This is a genomic window from Foliimonas ilicis (assembly GCF_039939195.1).
GTDB classification, from domain to species: domain Bacteria; phylum Pseudomonadota; class Alphaproteobacteria; order Rhizobiales; family Rhizobiaceae; genus Foliimonas; species Foliimonas ilicis.
Window position 1 is genome coordinate 101195 of sequence record NZ_JBDUUH010000017.1, and the last position, 18833, is coordinate 120027.

General features: G+C 53.7%; 13 protein-coding genes and 2 pseudogenes. 8 read left to right on the plus strand and 7 right to left on the minus strand.

Annotated features, from left to right (window positions below; translation table 11 throughout):
• Position 1 precedes the first annotated feature (1 nt).
• Together trbI and ABFT80_RS26435 are read left to right on the plus strand one after the other, a co-directional pair.
• On the plus strand, positions 2-1306 hold the full coding sequence (gene trbI / locus ABFT80_RS26430; RefSeq protein WP_347974936.1) for an IncP-type conjugal transfer protein TrbI: 1305 nt from the start codon (positions 2-4) through the stop codon (positions 1304-1306).
• Positions 1307-1490: 184 nt separating this feature from the next.
• Positions 1491-2195, plus strand: coding sequence for an autoinducer binding domain-containing protein (locus ABFT80_RS26435; RefSeq protein ID WP_347974937.1), 705 nt, complete (start codon positions 1491-1493; stop codon positions 2193-2195).
• Between the two features lie 101 nt (positions 2196-2296).
• Here ABFT80_RS26435 and ABFT80_RS26440 read toward each other — a convergent pair.
• A pseudogene (locus tag ABFT80_RS26440) lies at positions 2297-2818 on the minus strand (serine--glyoxylate aminotransferase); the annotation flags it as partial.
• 758 nt (positions 2819-3576) lie between these two features.
• Between ABFT80_RS26440 and ABFT80_RS26445 the strand changes: the two are divergent.
• Both ABFT80_RS26445 and ABFT80_RS26450 read left to right on the plus strand, forming a co-directional pair.
• The gene (locus ABFT80_RS26445) at positions 3577-4320 is read left to right on the plus strand and encodes a hypothetical protein (RefSeq protein ID WP_455190016.1); all 744 of its coding nucleotides are present in this window, start codon (positions 3577-3579) and stop codon (positions 4318-4320) included.
• 41 nt (positions 4321-4361) lie between these two features.
• Positions 4362-5417: a linear amide C-N hydrolase gene (locus ABFT80_RS26450; protein ID WP_347974938.1), complete on the plus strand. Its 1056-nt coding sequence runs from the start codon at positions 4362-4364 to the stop codon at positions 5415-5417.
• Between the two features lie 370 nt (positions 5418-5787).
• On the opposite strand, the gene ABFT80_RS26455 is transcribed toward ABFT80_RS26450, so the two are convergent.
• Positions 5788-6252 carry an Lrp/AsnC family transcriptional regulator gene (locus ABFT80_RS26455; protein ID WP_347974939.1) on the minus strand — a complete coding sequence of 155 codons (465 nt, stop codon included), beginning with the start codon at positions 6250-6252 and terminating at the stop codon, positions 5788-5790.
• A 131-nt stretch (positions 6253-6383) separates the two neighbouring features.
• Here ABFT80_RS26455 and ABFT80_RS26460 point away from each other — a divergent pair, with 131 nt between their 5' ends.
• The 4 genes from ABFT80_RS26460 to prpB all read left to right on the plus strand — a co-directional run bounded on the left by ABFT80_RS26460 (position 6384) and on the right by prpB (position 12467).
• Entirely contained in the window at positions 6384-8771 is a 2388-nt protein-coding gene (locus ABFT80_RS26460) for a transketolase-like TK C-terminal-containing protein (RefSeq protein ID WP_347974940.1), read from the plus strand.
• 69 nt (positions 8772-8840) lie between these two features.
• Positions 8841-10358: an MmgE/PrpD family protein gene (locus tag ABFT80_RS26465; RefSeq protein WP_347974941.1), complete on the plus strand. Its 1518-nt coding sequence runs from the start codon at positions 8841-8843 to the stop codon at positions 10356-10358.
• 19 nt (positions 10359-10377) lie between these two features.
• Complete coding sequence (gene prpC / locus ABFT80_RS26470) at positions 10378-11544, plus strand: bifunctional 2-methylcitrate synthase/citrate synthase (RefSeq protein WP_347974942.1); 1167 nt, start codon at positions 10378-10380, stop codon at positions 11542-11544.
• 8 nt (positions 11545-11552) lie between these two features.
• A complete protein-coding gene (gene prpB / locus ABFT80_RS26475) occupies positions 11553-12467 on the plus strand; it encodes a methylisocitrate lyase (protein ID WP_347974943.1) in 915 nt (304 codons plus the stop codon).
• A 75-nt stretch (positions 12468-12542) separates the two neighbouring features.
• Here the strand turns inward: prpB and ABFT80_RS26480 are convergent, their stop codons facing one another.
• The 5 genes and pseudogenes from ABFT80_RS26480 to ABFT80_RS26500 form a co-directional block, all read right to left on the minus strand.
• Positions 12543-13520 carry an SDR family oxidoreductase gene (locus tag ABFT80_RS26480; protein ID WP_347974944.1) on the minus strand — a complete coding sequence of 326 codons (978 nt, stop codon included), beginning with the start codon at positions 13518-13520 and terminating at the stop codon, positions 12543-12545.
• A gap of 778 nt (positions 13521-14298) precedes the next feature.
• Complete coding sequence (locus ABFT80_RS26485; protein WP_347974945.1) at positions 14299-14598, minus strand: SemiSWEET family sugar transporter; 300 nt, start codon at positions 14596-14598, stop codon at positions 14299-14301.
• Positions 14595-15398 carry a formate/nitrite transporter family protein gene (locus tag ABFT80_RS26490; RefSeq protein WP_347974946.1) on the minus strand — a complete coding sequence of 268 codons (804 nt, stop codon included), beginning with the start codon at positions 15396-15398 and terminating at the stop codon, positions 14595-14597. Before ABFT80_RS26490 ends, ABFT80_RS26485 begins: the two co-directional genes overlap by 4 nt.
• Positions 15398-17701, minus strand: a complete 2304-nt coding sequence (locus ABFT80_RS26495; RefSeq protein WP_347974947.1) for an FdhF/YdeP family oxidoreductase — start codon at positions 17699-17701, stop codon at positions 15398-15400. Before ABFT80_RS26495 ends, ABFT80_RS26490 begins: the two co-directional genes overlap by 1 nt.
• Positions 17702-18364: 663 nt before the next feature.
• Positions 18365-18833 (minus strand): annotated as a pseudogene (locus ABFT80_RS26500) (hypothetical protein); the annotation flags it as partial.

Below are 18833 nucleotides of genomic sequence, written 5' to 3' on the forward strand. Positions count from 1 at the left end.
CATGGTTCAATCTCTTCAGCTTGGCGGAGTTACGACCGAGCCGGAGCGCTCCGGGATTCGACGTGTCAATCGGCTGCCGATCATTGTGATCGTTGTTGTGATCATCGCCTTCCTAGGCGTGATTTTCTACGGTTTAAGTTCTCGAGGGTTATACTCGCGTGGCAATCCGGAACTCAATGTTTCGACCGGCAATCCGGCCTCGACTTATGCTGATCAGCTCAAGCGTGGAGTGTCAGATGCAATTATCGGCGAGCCTCAACGAACCGCACACTACCAACCGAAGCCGGTGGAGGTCGAAACGCCCGCAGTCACTCCTTTTACCCCTCAGCCGAGACAAGCGGAGAGTCGTTCCACATCTGTTCTTGAATCAGAGGCGACCTGGAAAGATCGGCTGGAACGCGAGCAACAAGAACAATATCAGCGGGAGCGCCACCGTCAGCGAATGGCACGATTGCAAGCAAATGACGCCGCCTACGATGCACCACTTGCTATCGATAAGAGCAAGCTGGCATCGGCTGGGACGTTTGGCAAGTTGTCGGACGCAGTTGATATCGAAACACGTTCGGATAATGGCACTGCCGGAGACTTACATGCAGCAGCCCTGCGCGCAGGGATCGGAAATGAGAACTTTGATCCGAACGGCCAGCGCTCCAAAGAGGATTTCTTCAACGCTGAACTTACCCCGCGTGGCTACGTCGCGAACCGCGTGTTACCGCAACAGTCACCTTACGAGCTGAAACGCGGCTCGGTAGTTCCAGCGACACTGATTACCGGCATCAATTCCGACCTTCCCGGTCGGATCACTGCGCAAGTCAGTCAAAACGTCTACGATTCCGCGACGGGCCATAGGTTGTTGATCCCACAAGGCGCCAAGCTTTTTGGCCGCTATGATAGCAGGATCGCATTTGGTCAAAACCGCGTGCTTGTTGTATGGACCGACATCATTTTTCCTAACGGATCAACCTTGCAGATTGGCGGGATGGCCGGCACCGATGCTGAGGGCTATAGCGGTTTCCGAGACAAGGTGGACCGCAAATTACTCCCGACATTCGGCTCTGCCGCACTGATAGCCTTGATCGGAACGGGTATTGATATGGCCATTCCACAGGACCGAAACAGGTCAGGCGTGTCCAACAACGCAGAGGACGCTTCGCGAAGAAATTTCGCAGAGACATTCGGTCGGGTTGCAGACCGAATGATCCAGCGGAACCTGGATGTTCAGCCGACGCTGAAAATTCGTCCGGGTTACAAGTTTAACGTGCTTGTCGATCAAGACATTGTATTTCCTGGGTTCTACCGTGGTTGAAAACCATGAAGCGTGGATCAACCAATCAAGATCACTCCCAGAATTTGGGTATGCCCCAGCCAAAGGGTTCGCTTCAAAACAATTAATCTGCACTGCTCCGGAATGATTGGAACTGCGAAGGGCTCGCGCAGTGCAGCGACAACTTTCTGACGGAGCCGATTGGAGAATTGGGGAGAACTGACGCTTGAACCTGTGGTTCCAGAAACTCACTGACCTGATAGCCGTAACCCGAGACGAAGCCGCACTTAGGAAAGCACTTGTAGGTCTTGTCCAGCAGCTCGATTTTGATTTTTACGCCTTCATGCACGTTCAGCCGATCAGGACAGTGGTCATTTCGAACTATCCCGCTGAATGGCAACTACGCTACATCTCTCAGGATTATGCGAAGATTGATCCGGTCGTGGCAGCAGCGCGACGAAAGATGGAGGCTTTCGACTGGGAGTGGAGCGCCGCACGCCGCACCGGTTCGACCGCTGTCAACCGTTTCCACGCGGAGGCAATAGCCTTCGGCATTAAATCGGGGATATCGATTCCTGTTCGTACTGCATTTGGACATCTATCAATTCTTACACTGGCGTCCGGCAAGGAAGCGGTGAGTTTGCAAGAGGACATCGATCCAATCGCTGCAGCAACTGCCGTCGCTCAACTTCATGCACGGCTCGAACTGCATGCCGGTGACACAGTGGCCTGCACGCGAGTGAAATTGACAGCAAAGCAGGCCCTATGCCTGAAATGGGCAGCGGAGGGGAAGACGATGAGATCGATCGCGATGATCGAGAGCATGTCGTTCGCCAACGTTTGTTTCCACATCAGCAATGCACGCAGAGCGCTGGATGCAGATACGCTTCCTCAAGCAACGGCCAGGGCCACCCAATTACGTCTGATTTGAAGTTGAGGAAGAATATCTCCCGTTAGGCCGCGTTCCAGGCAGGCGTAATCGCTTCTGCATCAATCATGGACTGCTCCAGTGGCAGCTCCGTCTTGCACCCTTTAATGCGAGACTGACGCGTTTTGGTCCAGCAGCACTTTCGTTGCTGCTTCGACCCCGCCGGAATTATGTGGGACCTGACAAACGGTGAGCCCCATTTCCACGCCCGAAAGGGCGCCGAGTAGCGTCAAATCGTTTGTTTCGCCCAAGTGACCGATGCGGAACACACGCCCTGCCACTTTTCCCAGACCGGCGCCAAGCGACATATTGTAAGACTTGAGAACGGCCTGCCTGAAGTGATCCGCGTCATGGTCTTCCGGCATTAAAATTGCCGTCAGAACGGGAGAGTATTCTTCGGCATTTCGGCACAATATCTCCAGCCCCCATGCATCGGCCGCCGCGCGTGTTGCCGCTGCGAGACACTGATGGCGGGCGAAAACATTTTCAAGACCTTCTTCGAGCAATATGGAGATGGATTCGGGCAATCCATAAAGAAGATTCGTCGCGGGGGTGTAGGGAAAATATCCGTTTGCATTTGTCTTCAGCATTTCTTCCCAATCCCAGTAGGATCGTTTCATACTGTTAGGCGCCGATGCTGCAACGAATGCCAACCCTTCTGCATGAAACTCCGGAACTGGTTCTCTCCATTTCCGTTCCACGACATGGAGGATTGAAGATGAGACAGGTGATAGCTTTAGGACTTCTTGCATTGATAGCAGCAGCCTGCAATGATTCGTCGCAGCAGCAGCAGCGCGAGGGGCAAGGAACTCAGGCACCGCAGTCTGCGCCAGTTGACCGAGACCCAACCCCGGACACCGGCTCGGGTGGTGAAACGCAGGGCACTAATCCTGAAGAAGGTCAACCTGCACAGTAGGTGATTTGACTGCGACACAACAGGACCAAGCGACAAGGGCCCTTGTGCAGTACTCGGACACGGATTCACGCTAGGCGTTGCAGATGGCCTAATCGGCATTTTCGACCTCATCCTTGCCGTTAGGCAAGAGGCGAAGACGCTTACAGCCTTCGCAGTCGCTGTTGTTTTCGACCACATCGGTCACAGGTTCTGGCAATTGTGCGGAACCTTTATAGAGCACAGCGCTCGACAACGCTGATTTACTAACGGATATTGTCAGTCTATTTGACATAGATGCAGCGAGAGGGGCGCATCATGGTATTTCGATCTAGGAAAAAGTCTCGTAGTCGGGATCACACCTGTCACACCCCCCAAGGCCAGCCAATTGTCACCAACGTCGCCGCCGTTCTGTCGCCTTGGTATGCCGCTGTCATTGCCTTATCCCTATGCGGCGCACATTCCGCGTATGGCGCGGACGCTACGCTCGACGTGCAGGAAGACCCCCCATATTGGGCCTTACAGGTTACACCCTATATGTGGGCTGCTGGCCTCGATGGGCATGTTTCCCCGTTTCAACGTGGCCCCACGATTGGTGTCGAAAAGTCATTCTCCGACGTCATGGACGACCTGAATTTTGGCGGTTTCATCAATGTTTGGGGACGCTACGATCGCTTCGTGTTTACAGGCGACATTATGTACGTAGACACGACCGACAGCCATAGTACGGGACCGCTGCCGGCATTCCCGATTCCAGGCGTCGGCGTGATCCCGCCGGGTGGCAACATCGATGCGAGGGTTGATACGAAACAGTTCACCGCGACATTGATGGGCGGCTATCGGATCATCGATACGCCGCAGTTCACTCTCGACGCTCTTGGCGGCGCGCGCTTCTGGCACATCTCCAACGATGTGAAGCTTACCGGGAGCCTTGGCGGACTGAGCGGGTCTGTCAGCTACGATGAAAGCTTCGGCTGGGTCGATCCGCTGGTGGGCCTGCGCGCCTTCCTTCCACTAACCGAAAATCTGTCCCTTCAGGGGCAGGCCGACATCGGCGGATTCGGAACTGGTTCCGACCTCACGTGGTCAGCGATGGCCACCGTCAATTACGTCTTCAGCGAGCACATTTCCGCCTCTGTGGGCTACAAGGTGCTCTCCGTCGATTACGATCACGACGGTCACGTTTATGACACGCGCCTCAGCGGCCCGGTTCTCGGCATGACCTATAGGTTCTGATCGGTATTCTTGCGCAGTTTTCTTATGGATTGGTGTTCAATATGTCTGGATTCATACGCATTCTCTCCACTTTGATTGCCGCTTCGGCGCTGTTGACCGCTGAGGCCCAGGCCTGCACTCGGGTCGTCTATCAGGGGCCTGACGGGCGCAATCTCACGGGCCGCAACATGGACTTCAAGGATCCGATGGTCAGCAATTTTTGGGTCTTTCCTCGCGGAATGAAGCGAGATGGAGCCGCCGGTTCGCGTTCTGTGGAATGGACATCGAAGTTCGGCAGCCTGGCCGTCTCTGGCTATGACATCTCGACGGTCGACGGCATGAACGAAGCCGGGCTCAACGCTAGCCTGCTTTGGCTTAACGCCACGGAGTTCCCAGAGGACGACGAGGCGACGCCTCGCATGTCACTTTCGATCTGGGCGCAATTCTACCTCGATCAATTCGCGACGGTCGCCGAGGCGGTCGAATACGCGCAAAACCACCCTATGCAGGTGGTGAGCGGTGAGGTGCCCGGGCGTCCTGGCAGTCTCGCACCGCTCCATCTGACGCTCTCCGATGCAACCGGCGACAGTGCTGTTCTCGAATGGATCGGTGGAGAGCTCAGCATTCATCACGGCCGCGCGTATCAAGTGGTGACGAACGATCCGCCCTATGATGACCAACTCGCCAACCAGAAATACTGGAGCGCGGTTGACTCCCTCAACTTCCTCCCCGGCAGCGGCCGCTCTGAAGATCGTTTTGTGCGCGCCGGTTTCTATATCAACGCGGTGACACAAAGCGACGACCCCCGGATTGCTGCCGCTGCTGTGTTTAGCGTTGTCCGGAACGCTTCGGTGCCCTATGGCGTGAGCCTGCCCGAGGCGCCGAACCTTTCCACGACGCGGTGGCGTGTGGTGGCGGATCAGAAGAGCATGCTTTTCTATGGAGAATCTGCTACTTCGCCCAACGTTTTCTGGGTGGATTTGAAGAAGCTGGACTTCTCCGAAGCTGCGCAGGTGCGCAAACTGGATCTCGGGGTGGACATGGCCCGGGTGCTTGCCGGTGAGGCATCGGACCAGTTCGTCCCTGAAAAGCCTTTCGAATTTATGGAAGCCGAATGAAGGCTGCTTTTTTGCCAACCGAATGGAAGCTGCCTGACCGCTTTCCACCCGATGGCGTCATTTGAGCAGAGTCATCCCCAGTGCCTCAATGTGCCTCTCGATGGCGAAAGTCGGCAACGATTCTTCGCATTTTTAATCAGCCTAAATACAGCTACATTTAATTTCTCTAATATAATGTGAGGACTTTTTAGTCTTAATAAATCCAAAAATGACACACCGTAGCCCAGGTATCCTGCAAATCGATTTGTGTAACATTTTGAGCCGACAACTCACGACCACGGCCATCTGTTAGCTTTGACCGGAGCGCGAATCTATCCGAGTAACAGGGACTACGTGTTGCCGTAGCGCGTGTGGTCTTGGTTGATTGCGATCAGCCCACCGGCAGTACCTCCGACCGTTTGGTTTGGCCGAGAGCAAAGCTCGTTTCGATTGATGAAACGCCGTCCAGTCGAGTGAGTTTTGTTTTGAGAAACTGTTCGTATGAGGCAAGGTCGGAAACGACTATTCGCATCAAATAATCGTACTGTCCGGTCATTAAGTAGCAGTCCACTACCTCAGGCCAGTCCGCGATCGCTTTTGCAAACCGGTCGAGATGGTCCTCCCTTTGCTTCTCAAGCTTTATCGAAGCAAACGCACTCATTGGCAGGCCTATCTTTGCCTGATCAATGACGGCGCTGTACCCCTTGATGACGCCTTCGTCTTCCATCATGCGCACTCGCCGGGCACATGGTGAGGCTGATAACCCCACCTTTTCGGCCAGTTCCTGAACGGTAATGCGTCCGTCACTTTGCAGGGCCGCTATTATCTTGCGACCGATGTGATCCAACTTATCCATTTGGTGGAATCCTCCGCGAGCAAATATACTCTTGGCGGATCCCACCAAAATCAACCCCTTTTGCTATCGATTTTGAGAACTATCGCCGCCGCGTTTGACCTAGTGTCAGTTCACGAGGGGGGCGTTTAGCCATGAGAGATAACATTTCCATTCTGTCCGAGCTTGAGCGAAAGGTGCTTTGGCTTTCGAGCTGGATGATCCACCATGCAAACCATGTCCGTCCAAACGATGATGGCTTGAAGGTGGGCGGGCATCAAGCCTCGTCCGCTTCGCTCACTACAGTCATGACCGCGTTGTATTTTGCGGTTTTGAGGCCGAAAGACCGCGTTGCAGTCAAGCCGCATGCAAGCCCGGTTTTCCACGCCATCCAATATCTCTTGGGAAATCAGTCGCGAGAAAAGCTGGAGAACTTCAGGGGCTACTCGGGCGCGCAATCCTATCCGTCCAGAACCAAGGATGTTGACGACGTCGATTTCTCGACTGGCTCAGTCGGGCTTGGTGTTGCCCAAACACTGTTCGCATCGTTGGTCCAAGACTATCTGGATGCAAAGGAGTGGTCAGCGGCCGCAAAAGAGGCGCGCATGGTGGCACTTCTCGGTGACGCCGAGATGGACGAAGGAAACATTTTCGAGGCGCTTTTAGAAGGTTGGAAGCATGGCCTTCGCAACACCTGGTGGATTGTGGATTACAACCGCCAAAGTTTGGACGCTGTCGTCAGGGAAGGGCTATGGGAACGGTTCGAGGCGATCTTTAAAAACTTTGGATGGGATGTCGTTGTTTTAAAATACGGCTCCCTCCAATTGAAAGCGTTCGCTGAGCCCGGCGGCCAGGCGCTTAGGAATTGGATCGATACCTGTCCTAACCAGCTATATGCCGTATTGACGTTTCAAGGTGGTGCGGCTTGGCGCCAGCGCCTAATGAGCGATCTGGGCGACCAGGGGGACGTCAGTCACCTTATTGACCGACGAAATGATGCCGAACTACAAAAGCTGATGACCAACCTGGGAGGACACGACCTTCCAGTATTGCTGGAGGCGTTTGAGGACGCGATATCGCATGATCGGCCGGTCTGTTTCATTGCCTACACAGTCAAGGGATTCGGGTTGCCGCTTGCCGGGCACAAGGACAATCATGCCGGGCTGATGACGCCCGCTCAGATAACTGAACTCCGCAAAAATATGAATGTCAGGGAAGGGCACGAGTGGGCCCCGACCGAAGGCATCCAAGGCGATGTCGCTCGGCTGGAAAAATACCTTTCACGTGTTCCGTTCAATCAGAATGGGACACGGCGACATACTGCGCCAACGATCGACGTCCCCAATCGCCTGGACGTGAAGTTATCGCCATCCATGTCGACTCAGCAGGGCTTTGGCCTGCTAATGCATGGCATTGCAAAGCTGGACACAGAATTTGCTAAACGGGTCGTCACGACCTCGCCCGATGTAACTGTCTCAACCAATCTCGGGGCCTGGGTGAACCGACGAGGCCTTTTTGCCCGTGAGGAAATGGCCGATCTTTTCCGCAAGGAGAAAATCCCGTCAACGTTCAACTGGCATTTTACGCCCAATGGCCAACATCTCGAACTCGGCATCGCCGAGATGAATCTTTTCCTGACATTATCGGCGTTGGGACTTTCGCATACGATATTCGGGGAACGGCTTTTGCCGGTCGGGACGCTCTACGACCCGTTCATCGAGCGTGGCTTGGATGCTTTGAACTATGCCTGCTACCAGGATGCGCGCTTTATTCTGGCAGCAACGCCGTCGGGGGTTACGCTTGCACCAGAAGGGGGCGCGCATCAGTCCATCGCGACGCCGCTGATCGGTATGGCCCAAGACGGCCTTGCTTGCTTCGAGCCCGCATTCGTCGACGAGTTGGCCGTGATTTTTCGTTTTGCCTTCGACTACATCCAGCGGAACGGTGATGGCTCTCCCGATTCCGACAGTTGGCTCCGCGATGAAAATGGTGGCGCTGTGTATTTGCGCTTGTCCACCCGGGCGATCGAGCAACCGAACAGGAAACTAGACCCAGAGACTGCACGCGACATTATCAATGGAGGTTACTGGCTTCGTAGGCCAGGACCTAACGCTGAGGTCGTCATTGCTTACACGGGTGTGGTTGCGACGGAGGCCGTGGAGGCGGCCGGTTTGCTAGCCGAAGATCGCCGGGATGTCGGTGTCCTGGCAATCACTTCAGCGGACAGGTTGAATGCCGGATGGACTGCAGCGCAACGTGCGCGCGAAAGCGGCCGGAGCGACGCCGAGAGTCATGTCGAGAGACTGCTCGGGAAAGTGCCGCCAGTTTGCGGCCTGATAACTGTCCTCGATGGGCACCCTGCAACGCTGGCGTGGCTCGGCTCCGTTCGTGGGCATCGAACACGATCACTGGGGGTGGAACATTTCGGCCAAACCGGAACGATCGCTGATCTTTACAGGCACTTCAGCATTGATGCGCAGGGCATTTTGAAGGCAGCAGAGATGCTCGTACCGGGTAGACCAGTCAGGTATCTATCTCGGTAATACGCGAGCAGTGACAAGAACCTGAAGCTCACCAAGCATAAACAGACGATAAAAAAAGGAAGCGTTTTTGTGAAATCACATACTGTCCGCACCTATAAATCGGCAGAAAAGCTTGAGCGCGAGGATCAACTCGCATGGAAGATCGCGTCGGTCGCGTCCGACAATGTGTCGCTCGACGACGATGTCGTCGAGATGATTGGTAACCGTATCATCGACAACGCAGCCGTGGCGGCCGCGTCTTTGGCACGCCATCCAGTGGCAAGCGCACGCGCTCAGGCTGTAGCTCACCCATTCTTACCAGGTGCATGCGTTTTCGGCCTTCCAACCAGCAAACGAGTGTCGCCGGAATGGGCGGCTTGGGCAAATGGCGTAGCGGTGCGTGAGCTAGATTTTCACGACACATTCCTTGCCGCCGATTACTCCCACCCCGGTGACAACATTCCACCGGTTCTCGCCGTTGCCCAACATTGCGGCTTGTCGGGCTCGCAACTGGCAAAAGGTATTGCTACCGGTTACGAGATCCAGGTGAATTTGGTGAAAGGCATTTGCCTTCATGAACATAAGATCGATCACATTGCGCATCTTGGGCCTTCGGCAGCAGCCGGCATCGGCGCAGCGTTGGGATTGTCTGCAGAGGTGATCTTTCAGGCCGTTCAGCAAGCCCTTCATGTATCAACGACAACCCGCCAGTCGCGCAAGGGCGAGATTTCAAGTTGGAAAGCATATGCGCCAGCCTTCGCAGGCAAGATGGCCGTGGAGGCAGTCGATAGAGTTCTGCGGGGTGAGGGCGCTCCATCTCCCGCCTGGGAAGGTGAGGACGGCTTTATCGCATATCTGTTGAGCGGACCAACTGCCAAGTATGCCGTGCCATTACCTGACAGGGGCGAGGCCAAACGAGCCATACTAGATACTTATACCAAGGAGCATTCGGCCGAGTATCAAAGCCAGGCATTGATCGACCTGGCGCGCCGCATGGGGCCGAAAATCGGCGATCTTTCAAAGGTGAAAAGCGTCGTGATCCACACCAGTCACCACACTCACTACGTGATAGGCACTGGCGCAAACGACCCACAAAAGATGGATCCTGAGGCCAGCCGAGAAACTCTCGATCACTCCATCATGTACATCTTTGCGGTGGCACTGGAGGATGGATGTTGGCACCACGAGAAATCTTATGCATCTGCACGTGCAAAGCGGCCTGAGACAATTTCGCTCTGGCACAAGATCAGCACCATCGAGGATGCTGCGTGGACACGTCGCTATCACAGTCATGACTCCCAGGACAAAGCGTTCGGCGGCAAGGTAATCATCACCCTTGAAGGTGGCAGGACAATTGAAGACGAACTGGCCGTCGCCGACGCACACCCGCTCGGATCACGGCCATTCGCACGAACGGACTACGTCGAAAAATTTCGAACCTTGGCTGACGGCATCGTTGCACCGCCAGAGCAGGACAGATTTATCAAGACCGTCCAGCGTCTGATTGATCTCAAACCTGACGAATTGGCGGGCCTGAACTTCACTGTCGATGACGCTACGCTCGATCCTCAAGACGCCCGTGGAATTTTCGATTGGAACAAAAAATGATGGGTTTTGGAGTTATGTCATGAAAGTGCAAAGGTCAAAAAAGTCCGTTGCGTTGTCAGGTGTGATCGCTGGCAACACGGCGCTCTGTACGGCGGGCCGAACAGGTAACGACCTCCACTACCGCGGCTATAACATCTTGGATGTAGCGCAAGCGTGTGAATTTGAGGAGATTGCACATCTCCTGGTACATGGCACTCTTCCAACTCCAATTGAACTTTCTGCCTACAAGGCGAAGCTCAAGTCGCTACGTGGACTGCCCAGGACAGTACAGCACACTTTGGAATTGCTTCCCGCAGCCACACACCCAATGGACGTAATGAGATCGGGAGTCTCCGCGCTCGGTTGCATCCTTCCCGAAGCAACCGATCATAATCCTCCTGGTGCACGCGACATCGCCGACAGGCTGATCGCCTCCCTTGGTTCAATGCTGCTTTATTGGCACCACTTTGCACGGAACGGACGGCGAATAGACGTCGAGACCGACGACGATTGCATTGGCGCACATTTTCTGCATCTGCTTCACAGAATTGCTCCGGACCCTTCTCATGTTAAAGCGATGCACGCGTCACTGATCCTGTATGCCGAGCATGAGTTCAACGCATCGACCTTCACCGCCCGCTCGATTGCGGGGACTGGATCCGATGTCTACTCGGCCGTTACGGGAGCGATTGGCGCATTGAGAGGTGCCAAGCATGGCGGTGCTAACGAGTTCGCCTTTGAAACCCAAAACCGATATTCCGACCCTGATCAGGCTGAGGTGGACATTCGGCGTCGCGTGGAGGCGAAGGAAGTCGTCATTGGTTTTGGCCACCCGGTCTACTTGACTTCGGATCCACGCAACAATGTCATCAAGTCCATAGCAAAACGGCTATCTATCGATGCCGGCTCAACGAGAATGTTCGATATAGCCGAACGTATCGAAGCCACTATGGCAGATAGCAAAGCTATGTTTGCGAACCTCGATTGGTTCAGTGCCGTATCCTATCACATGATGGGGGTGCCGGCCTCGATGTTCACGCCTCTGTTCGTTATTTCGCGCATGTCAGGTTGGGCCGCGCACATCATCGAACAGAGACAAGATAACAAAATCATTCGCCCGTCGGCCAATTATGTCGGGCCAGAAGATCAGGAGTTCGTTCCGATTGAGCGTCGCGGTCAAACAACTTTTCAAGACAAAGCTGTTTAAGGAATAACATGCCCTATCTCGTTTCATCCGATGTGCCAGACCTGCCGGCGGGACAGCGCTTCAGAGCACTTCTCGACCGTGGTGGCATCGTCCAACTCCCTGGCGCCCACAATGGCATGGCAGCACTCCAGGCAAAGGCGGCGGGGTTTGACGGACTGTATCTATCGGGTGCTGCGATGACAGCATCGATGGGTTTGCCGGATCTTGGCATTATCACGGTGGACGAGGTTTCCTTCTTTATCCGGCAGATCGCCCGGGCCAGTGGCCTCCCGTTGCTGGTCGACGGTGACACTGGCTACGGCGAAGCGCTTAACGTCATGCACATGGTCCGCACTTTTGAGGACGCAGGTGCTGGTGCGGTCCATATTGAAGATCAGCTCCTGCCGAAGAAATGCGGACACCTCAATGACAAAAAGCTCGCCGATGCCCATGATATGGCAGCGAAGGTCGCTGCAGCCGCGAAGGCGCGTAGACATCTCTACATAATCGCCCGCACAGATGCGGCTGCAAGCGAAGGTCTCGACGGAGCAGTTGCCCGGGCAAAGCTTTATCTTGACGCAGGTGCCGATGCGATCTTTCCAGAGGCTTTGAATACTGCCGAGATGTTCAGCGAATTTGCCGCACGGATGCCGGGAGTGCCGTTGCTCGCCAATATGACCGAATTTGGCCGCACACCTTTCTTCACTGCTTCCGAATTCGAGGAGATGGGCTACAAAATGTTGATTTGGCCTGTCTCGTCGCTCCGTGTCGCCAATAAGGCGCAGGCGAAGTTGTACGCCACGTTGAAGAAAGACGGGTCTACGCAGGCGATGTTAGCGGCCATGCAAACGCGCGCAGAACTGTACCAGCATATCGGTTTGCACGATTACGAGGAGCTTGATGCATCCATAGTTAAGACGGTTATTCCGACAAACGCTGAATAGCCAGAGGAACTGGGTGGTAAGACAGCGGCCGCCTAGCTAAATCCGGCCGCCGTCTCATTTTTCTCGTCGCCACGTCTAATAGCCGCCTACGATCGGCAATATCTCGCCGGTGATATAGCTTGAGCAATGCGATGAGGCGAGAAACACGTAGGCTGGCGCAATCTCCTCCGGCTGCGCGGGACGCTTCATAGGTGTGTCTGCACCGAATTTTGAGACATCGTCAGCCTCTTTGTCCGAAGGGTTCAGCGGCGTCCAGACCGGCCCGGGCGCAACCGCATTTACACGGATACCTTTTGAGACCAGATTGCCTGCCAAAGCGCGGGTAAAGGCATGAATGCCGCCTTTCGTCATGGAATAGTCGATGAGGTTCTTGCTGCCTGAAATGCCTGTAACCGACCCTGTGTTGACGATTGCCGATCCCGGTTTCATTTCGGCGACGGCTGCTTGTGCCATCTGGAAATAGCCATACAAGTTTGTCTTCAGCGTCGTATCGAAATGCTTGTCCGTCAGGTCTTCGAAGTCGGCGGAATGAATCTGGAACGCGGCATTGTTCACCAGCACATCAAGCCCACCGAGTTTCGTCACTGTCTGGGATACGGCTTTCCTGCAATAGGCACGGCTGCTCACGTCGCCGGGAAGCAGAATGCACTTTCTACCCTCTGCTTCGACCGCTGCCTTCGTCGTCTCGGCGTCCTTGTGTTCGGTAAGATAGGAGATAGCTACGTCAGCTCCTTCACGGGCAAACAGCACTGCGACCGCACGCCCGATTCCAGAATCTCCACCGGTGATCAGAGCGATCTTTCCGTCGAGCTTTTTGGAACCGATATAGAAAGGTGCATCGTAAAGCGGTTGAGGGTCGATCTTCCATTCTTCACCAGGTTTGGAATGGTGCTGTTTGGGGAAGGGCGGGACGGGATATTTTCGCGCCCCGGCCTGCATCGCAGCTTTCGGTTTCGAGCGCGGCTTGGCGCGATCGTCCGCGTCCACCTTGGTCTGTATCCGCTGCTGTTTGCTTTTTTCGCCTACTGCTGACGTCTCGCTGCGTTTGGACATTGCGGTCATCTCCTTCTAAAAAATGGAACGCGCAAAAACGCCAAAAGTTTAATTCTTAAAATGGATTTCCTGAAAAAGCGCCAGATGAACACTCATAAGAGAATGAGAATTTGATGCGTGCAAACCGCATTGGAAAAGCCTCCGATTTGGTACAGGGCTCATCGTGTTATTACTGGATACGGTCGAGGACTTGCTGCTTCGAGCGCACGAAGGCCCTTCGGGGTGATACAAACTATGCAGTCTCCGGCCTCGTCCGGATTGGAAAGCCGAACGAATCCTTTTGCGGCCAAGTCTCTGATCTGCTTTTGGTATAGCGGCAGATGGCATTCCGACTGACTGATCTTTCTAAGGTAGAATAAATGCGTTTTTCGTAGTGATGACATGACGTTTTCCTCAAAACGCTTCTTGCACGCTAGCTTATGATGCGCTTATTTCGTCCGAACATCATTTAAATAAATTAAATCCGCTAATACCATTTCCTCAGGGGCACTCCCATTTGTGCCCGAACATTTTCAAACCACCAGTCTTTGATTGGGATCCACGCTCCTGCGCGGAACTTCGATTGCGGTGATCTGCCTTCGGTCGCACGCTTGATGACCATCGGACCAGGCTCTTGTTTGGCACGTCATATATCCTGCCCCACGAGTGGCAGGACTCGTTGGCGCTAAAAAGGTTCTTCCGTAACATGCACCTGATTAGCGCTCTTCGAATGCATCGAATTGTTGTTCGAGAGATGCATCTAACTTAGTGAACCCGCGAGGTTTCATAGACGCGCCCGCTAATCATCCGGGTTGAGATGCACGTTAATTTTCTTTCGCAACTTTTGAGGAAGACTTTTCATAAGTAGGATGAACGCCGAGAGGCAAAAGCAAACGATGTTTGTCAAAATAATCGGCCATTCCATCCGCATGATGCCGAACACGGACCACAGTGCAAATCCAACAACTGTGACGGCGTACATCAGTCTTGAAATAGCCGCTGTTTCGCCAGTTTTGATAATTTTCCAAGCCTGTGGAACAAAACTCGTCATTGAACATATCGAAGCGAGATAGCCAACGGCAAGTGCAGAATCCATCATTTAACGCCTTGAAAAACACAGCCATAGGCGACTGCCACGATAGAGCCTCCGATGATATTCCCGATCGTGGCCGGCACCAGATTGAAAACTATATCACCTAAAGAAATCCACGCCGGGGCATCTTCAAATGTAAACTGCACGAAATATGCGTATGGAAGCAGATACATATTAGCTACCGAATGCTCGAGCCCAGCTGCAACGAAAGTGGCAATCGGAAAGATCAGTCCGACAATTTTTTCTGTTACCGTGCTGCCTGCGTAAGCTAGCCAAACGGCCAGACACACAAGCATGTTCGCAAGAATGCCACTAGCCAGAGTGGCTATGAAGGCGTTTCCGGTTTTCGAATTCCCCAGGTCGATGGCCGACCGCCCGACGGCGCCATCTCCCGCATCGTGAACCCCTGTAAGAGCAACCAGTACGACCAATAGCAGCGAGCCAACGAAGTTCGAAAAGTATACTACGGCTAGCGCATGGGAAGCTTCTGCAGGCGATAAGCGCTTAACTGCAACCGGTCCCGCCATCAAGGTATTGCCGGTAAAAAGTTCAGCGCCAGCAATCAGCACTAGAGCCAGGCCAACTGAGAACGCCACGCCTGCGGAGATCTGGCCGATCCCATAGGGAAGTCCAGTTGCTCCAGCCAGTGCGATCGTAGCGACCAAGCCACCCAAACCGATATAAACACCTGCCAGGACGCCCAATACGACTAGCGATTTAAAAGGAAGGCGTGCTTTGTCTTCCATGGCCAAGAAGATGGTGTCAGTCAGTTTTCGAGGGTCGGTGACAGTGGCTTTTTCTGTCATTATTCTGCAAACTCCGGGGCTTGCTCTGCGGCGATGCGGATCGGCACCGATTTCGCTGCAGGTGTCTTGCTCTCTTCCGCATATTGCCAGAGCGGTATCAGGGCATTGCATTCGGGATAGTAGGCTGCGACGGTTCCCACCGGAATGTCGTAATCGATCACCTGAAACCCATCCATGCTGCGGAGGATCCCATCATTAACAGCGGTTGTGAGCCGTGCCTTCCCGCCTTCACTAATACCAAAGCGAATCCGGTCCTCTCGGTTCATCATGACAACCATTCGGGAACCGTGAATGCCGCGTAACCGGTCAGTATAGCCATAGATCGTCGTATTAAATTGGTCGTTCGAGCGCAAAGTTATCAGCCTGAGAACATCGGAATCGTTCCCATCATCAAAACTCGATGAAAGAGACCCTGGTAATTTGAAGTTTGCCTTGCCGGTGTCGGTTTCCCATTTGCGATCTCTTGCTCCAACAGGTCTCGGGAATCCTCCAGGCATATCCAAACGAGCGTTGAAATTACGGAAATCGTCAGGAAATAAGTTCTCGATCTCATCGCGCACCAGCGCGTAATCGCCAACCCAATCATCCCAAGGAACTCTTGAGTTCGAAGAGAGCGTGGCCTTGGCAATCTCCGCTACAATCCTTGGTTCTGACAGAAGATACTGGCTCGCCGGTTTGAACTTGCCGCGCGAGCCATGGATGCAGGTTGTTGAATCCTCCATCGTTACAATCTGCGGTCCGCTTGCCTGTTCATCAATTTCGGAACGAACAAGCGTAGGCAACAGGTAGGTTGTACGCGCTGTAATAAGATGCGAGCGGTTTAGTTTGGTGGCGATCTGGACGGAGAGATCGAGGGCTCTCCATTTCTCTTCCATTAGATCGCGTTCTGGAATGGCTCGTACGAAATTTCCGCCAAGTCCGATAAAGGCTGCTACTCGACCTTTCACTAGAGCTTCGCAGGCCTCAACCGTATTCCAGCCGTCTTCACGAGGCGGCTCAAAATTGTAACGTTCAGCCATCTTCTCTATTGGGACGAGTTCCGTTTTCTCGGAAATGCCTACTGTGCGTTGGCCTTGAACGTTCGAGTGGCCACGTACGGGGCAGATACCTGCGCCGGGGCGGCCGATGTTGCCGCGCATCAAGAGAAGGTTGACAAGCATCTGCACATTGTCGACCCCGCGCTTATGCTGTGTTAGTCCCATGCCATATATGGCAATAGTATTGGTAGCGCTTGCATAGATTCTGGCAGCGTCTTCCAACGCCACTCGCGTCAAGCCTGACGATACCTCGATATCGTCCCACTCGGTCGAGCGTGCCAGTGTTTCAAACGCGTCGAAGCCGTGAGTGTGTTCGGCGATGAAGGATTCGTCGAGAATCCTTTTGTTACCGTTAGCTTTTGCTGCATCATCCCAATCGAACAACGCTTTTGCCATACCCATGATAGCCGCGATATCACCACCGGATCGAACTTGATGATACTGCGTTGCAATTTGAGTAGCCTTGTTTGTCAACATCTGTGCCGGCCGTTGCGGATTGACGAACGCTTCCCAGCCACGCTCACGTAGGGGATTGAAGACCACAATCGGAACGTCACGTTCACGGACTTCCTGAAGCGTGTGAAGCAGCCGCGGCGAATTGGTACCTACGTTTTGGCCAAAAGACAAAATGCAGTCGGTTTCGGCATAATCCTTCAGCAGAATGGTGCCGACAGGCGTGCCGATGCTCTGCGGCAAGGCGACAGAGGTCGTTTCGTGGCACATATTGGAACTGTCAGGAAGATTGTTATTCCCGTAAAGACGAGCAAGTAGCTGATACATATATGAGGTTTCGAGAGAGGCGCGGCCTGACGCGTAGAATACCACACTCTCTGGGCTATACGACTTCAGCTTTGAGCCGATTTCTGTGAAAGCTTCCTTCCAAGATACCGCTACATATTTGTCGGTGTCGGCATCGTATCGCAACGGATGGGTTAATCGGCCAACGTTTTCAAGTTCGTAGTCCGTCCACGACAATAAGTCACTGACGGTGTGTTTTTGAAAGAACTCAGGGGTGGTTCGCTTTTTGGTCAAATCCCAAAATGTCGCCTTTGCACCATTTTCGCAGAACTCTGCCGTATGGGATCGATCAGGCTTCGCCCAAGCGCAACTGGTGCACATGTAACCACCTACCTTGTTATGATCTCGCACAAGGCTAACTGCGGTGGACAGAGCACGTTGCCGCACAGAATGTTTGACGAGTGACTTAACGGAGCCCCAACCACCTGTCGGCTGCTTGTAGGCTGAATATCGGGCTCGTTTCGACATGTAGTTTTCTCCGTAATGGTTATCTTTGCAAATGTCCTCCGGGGCTTTAAGTTCCGAGTGATTGTTATTCGAATGATGTCGCTCATCAATACGCCTGCACGGTAATAACCGAGTTTTTCCAAAGCAACATTTTCCGCTTCCGCTGCAGAATCGAAATAGCGAGCATCTTATACCATAAATATACAGCAGCCGTCTGGGTCGTTATAATTCATGTCGAGGATATTTTGAATTGTATTTCACCTATATTTTTACTCTTTTGCAACACTAAATCTGATATTGTTGTTTACACCGCTGGATGTGGGTGAGCCTGGGCCGATGAAGTCGATCACTTTAAGATAATCGAGACGGAATCCGGTTCTACGGCAAAATCAATGGGTGGGCCTAACGCCCGGGCCTTTTGTTGGCGACGACCTCGAACCGACCAAACGACTGACGATATGACGTTTGTTGGGTGAACAAGCCGGTAGCCGAGAGATGTAGCCAAGTTGACAAAGGTCAAAATCTTCCCGGCAAGGGACGAAGGCATGCCTCCCAATGCGTCATACAAATCGGATCTGACAGCAAGGCTGGCGCCAGTGTGATCTCTGTGCCGCGGCCAAGGGTCGTATGGTATCGGATTGATCAATGATGTCAGCTCGTCACACAGCTCGGCATATTTGCCGATCAAACGTGCGCGACTGACGAAGCCAGGGCTAGCATCGCTTCCTCTACAGGATTTCCGATAATGCGGCCTCCGACTAAATCCGCACCAGCACGAAAAGCTGCAAGATTGCTTTCCACCCAGTTTGGAGATGGAACAGCGGCAGCGTCGGTTGTGAGTATTGCACCTAGGCGGTCAGCGCCAATCCACGCGCTGGCTGTATCCATCGCCTGCCGTCGGGCGGAGCCGACATGTGCATTCTTTTCCGGATAAACCACGTCGAACAGATCGACATCCAAATCCGAGATGTAGCGCAACGCGGTTTTGACGGCATTGTAGGAACCGTCAGTCGTTCCATTTATTGGCACCACCGGCAGCGTGGTCGGGTGTCCCGGTCTCAAAACACGGCACGCAATTAAAAATGTGAAACCACAGGTAAAATATACTGGGCTGCAGAACGGAACGAAGGTCTTGTTCGCGCTTTCTAAGAGC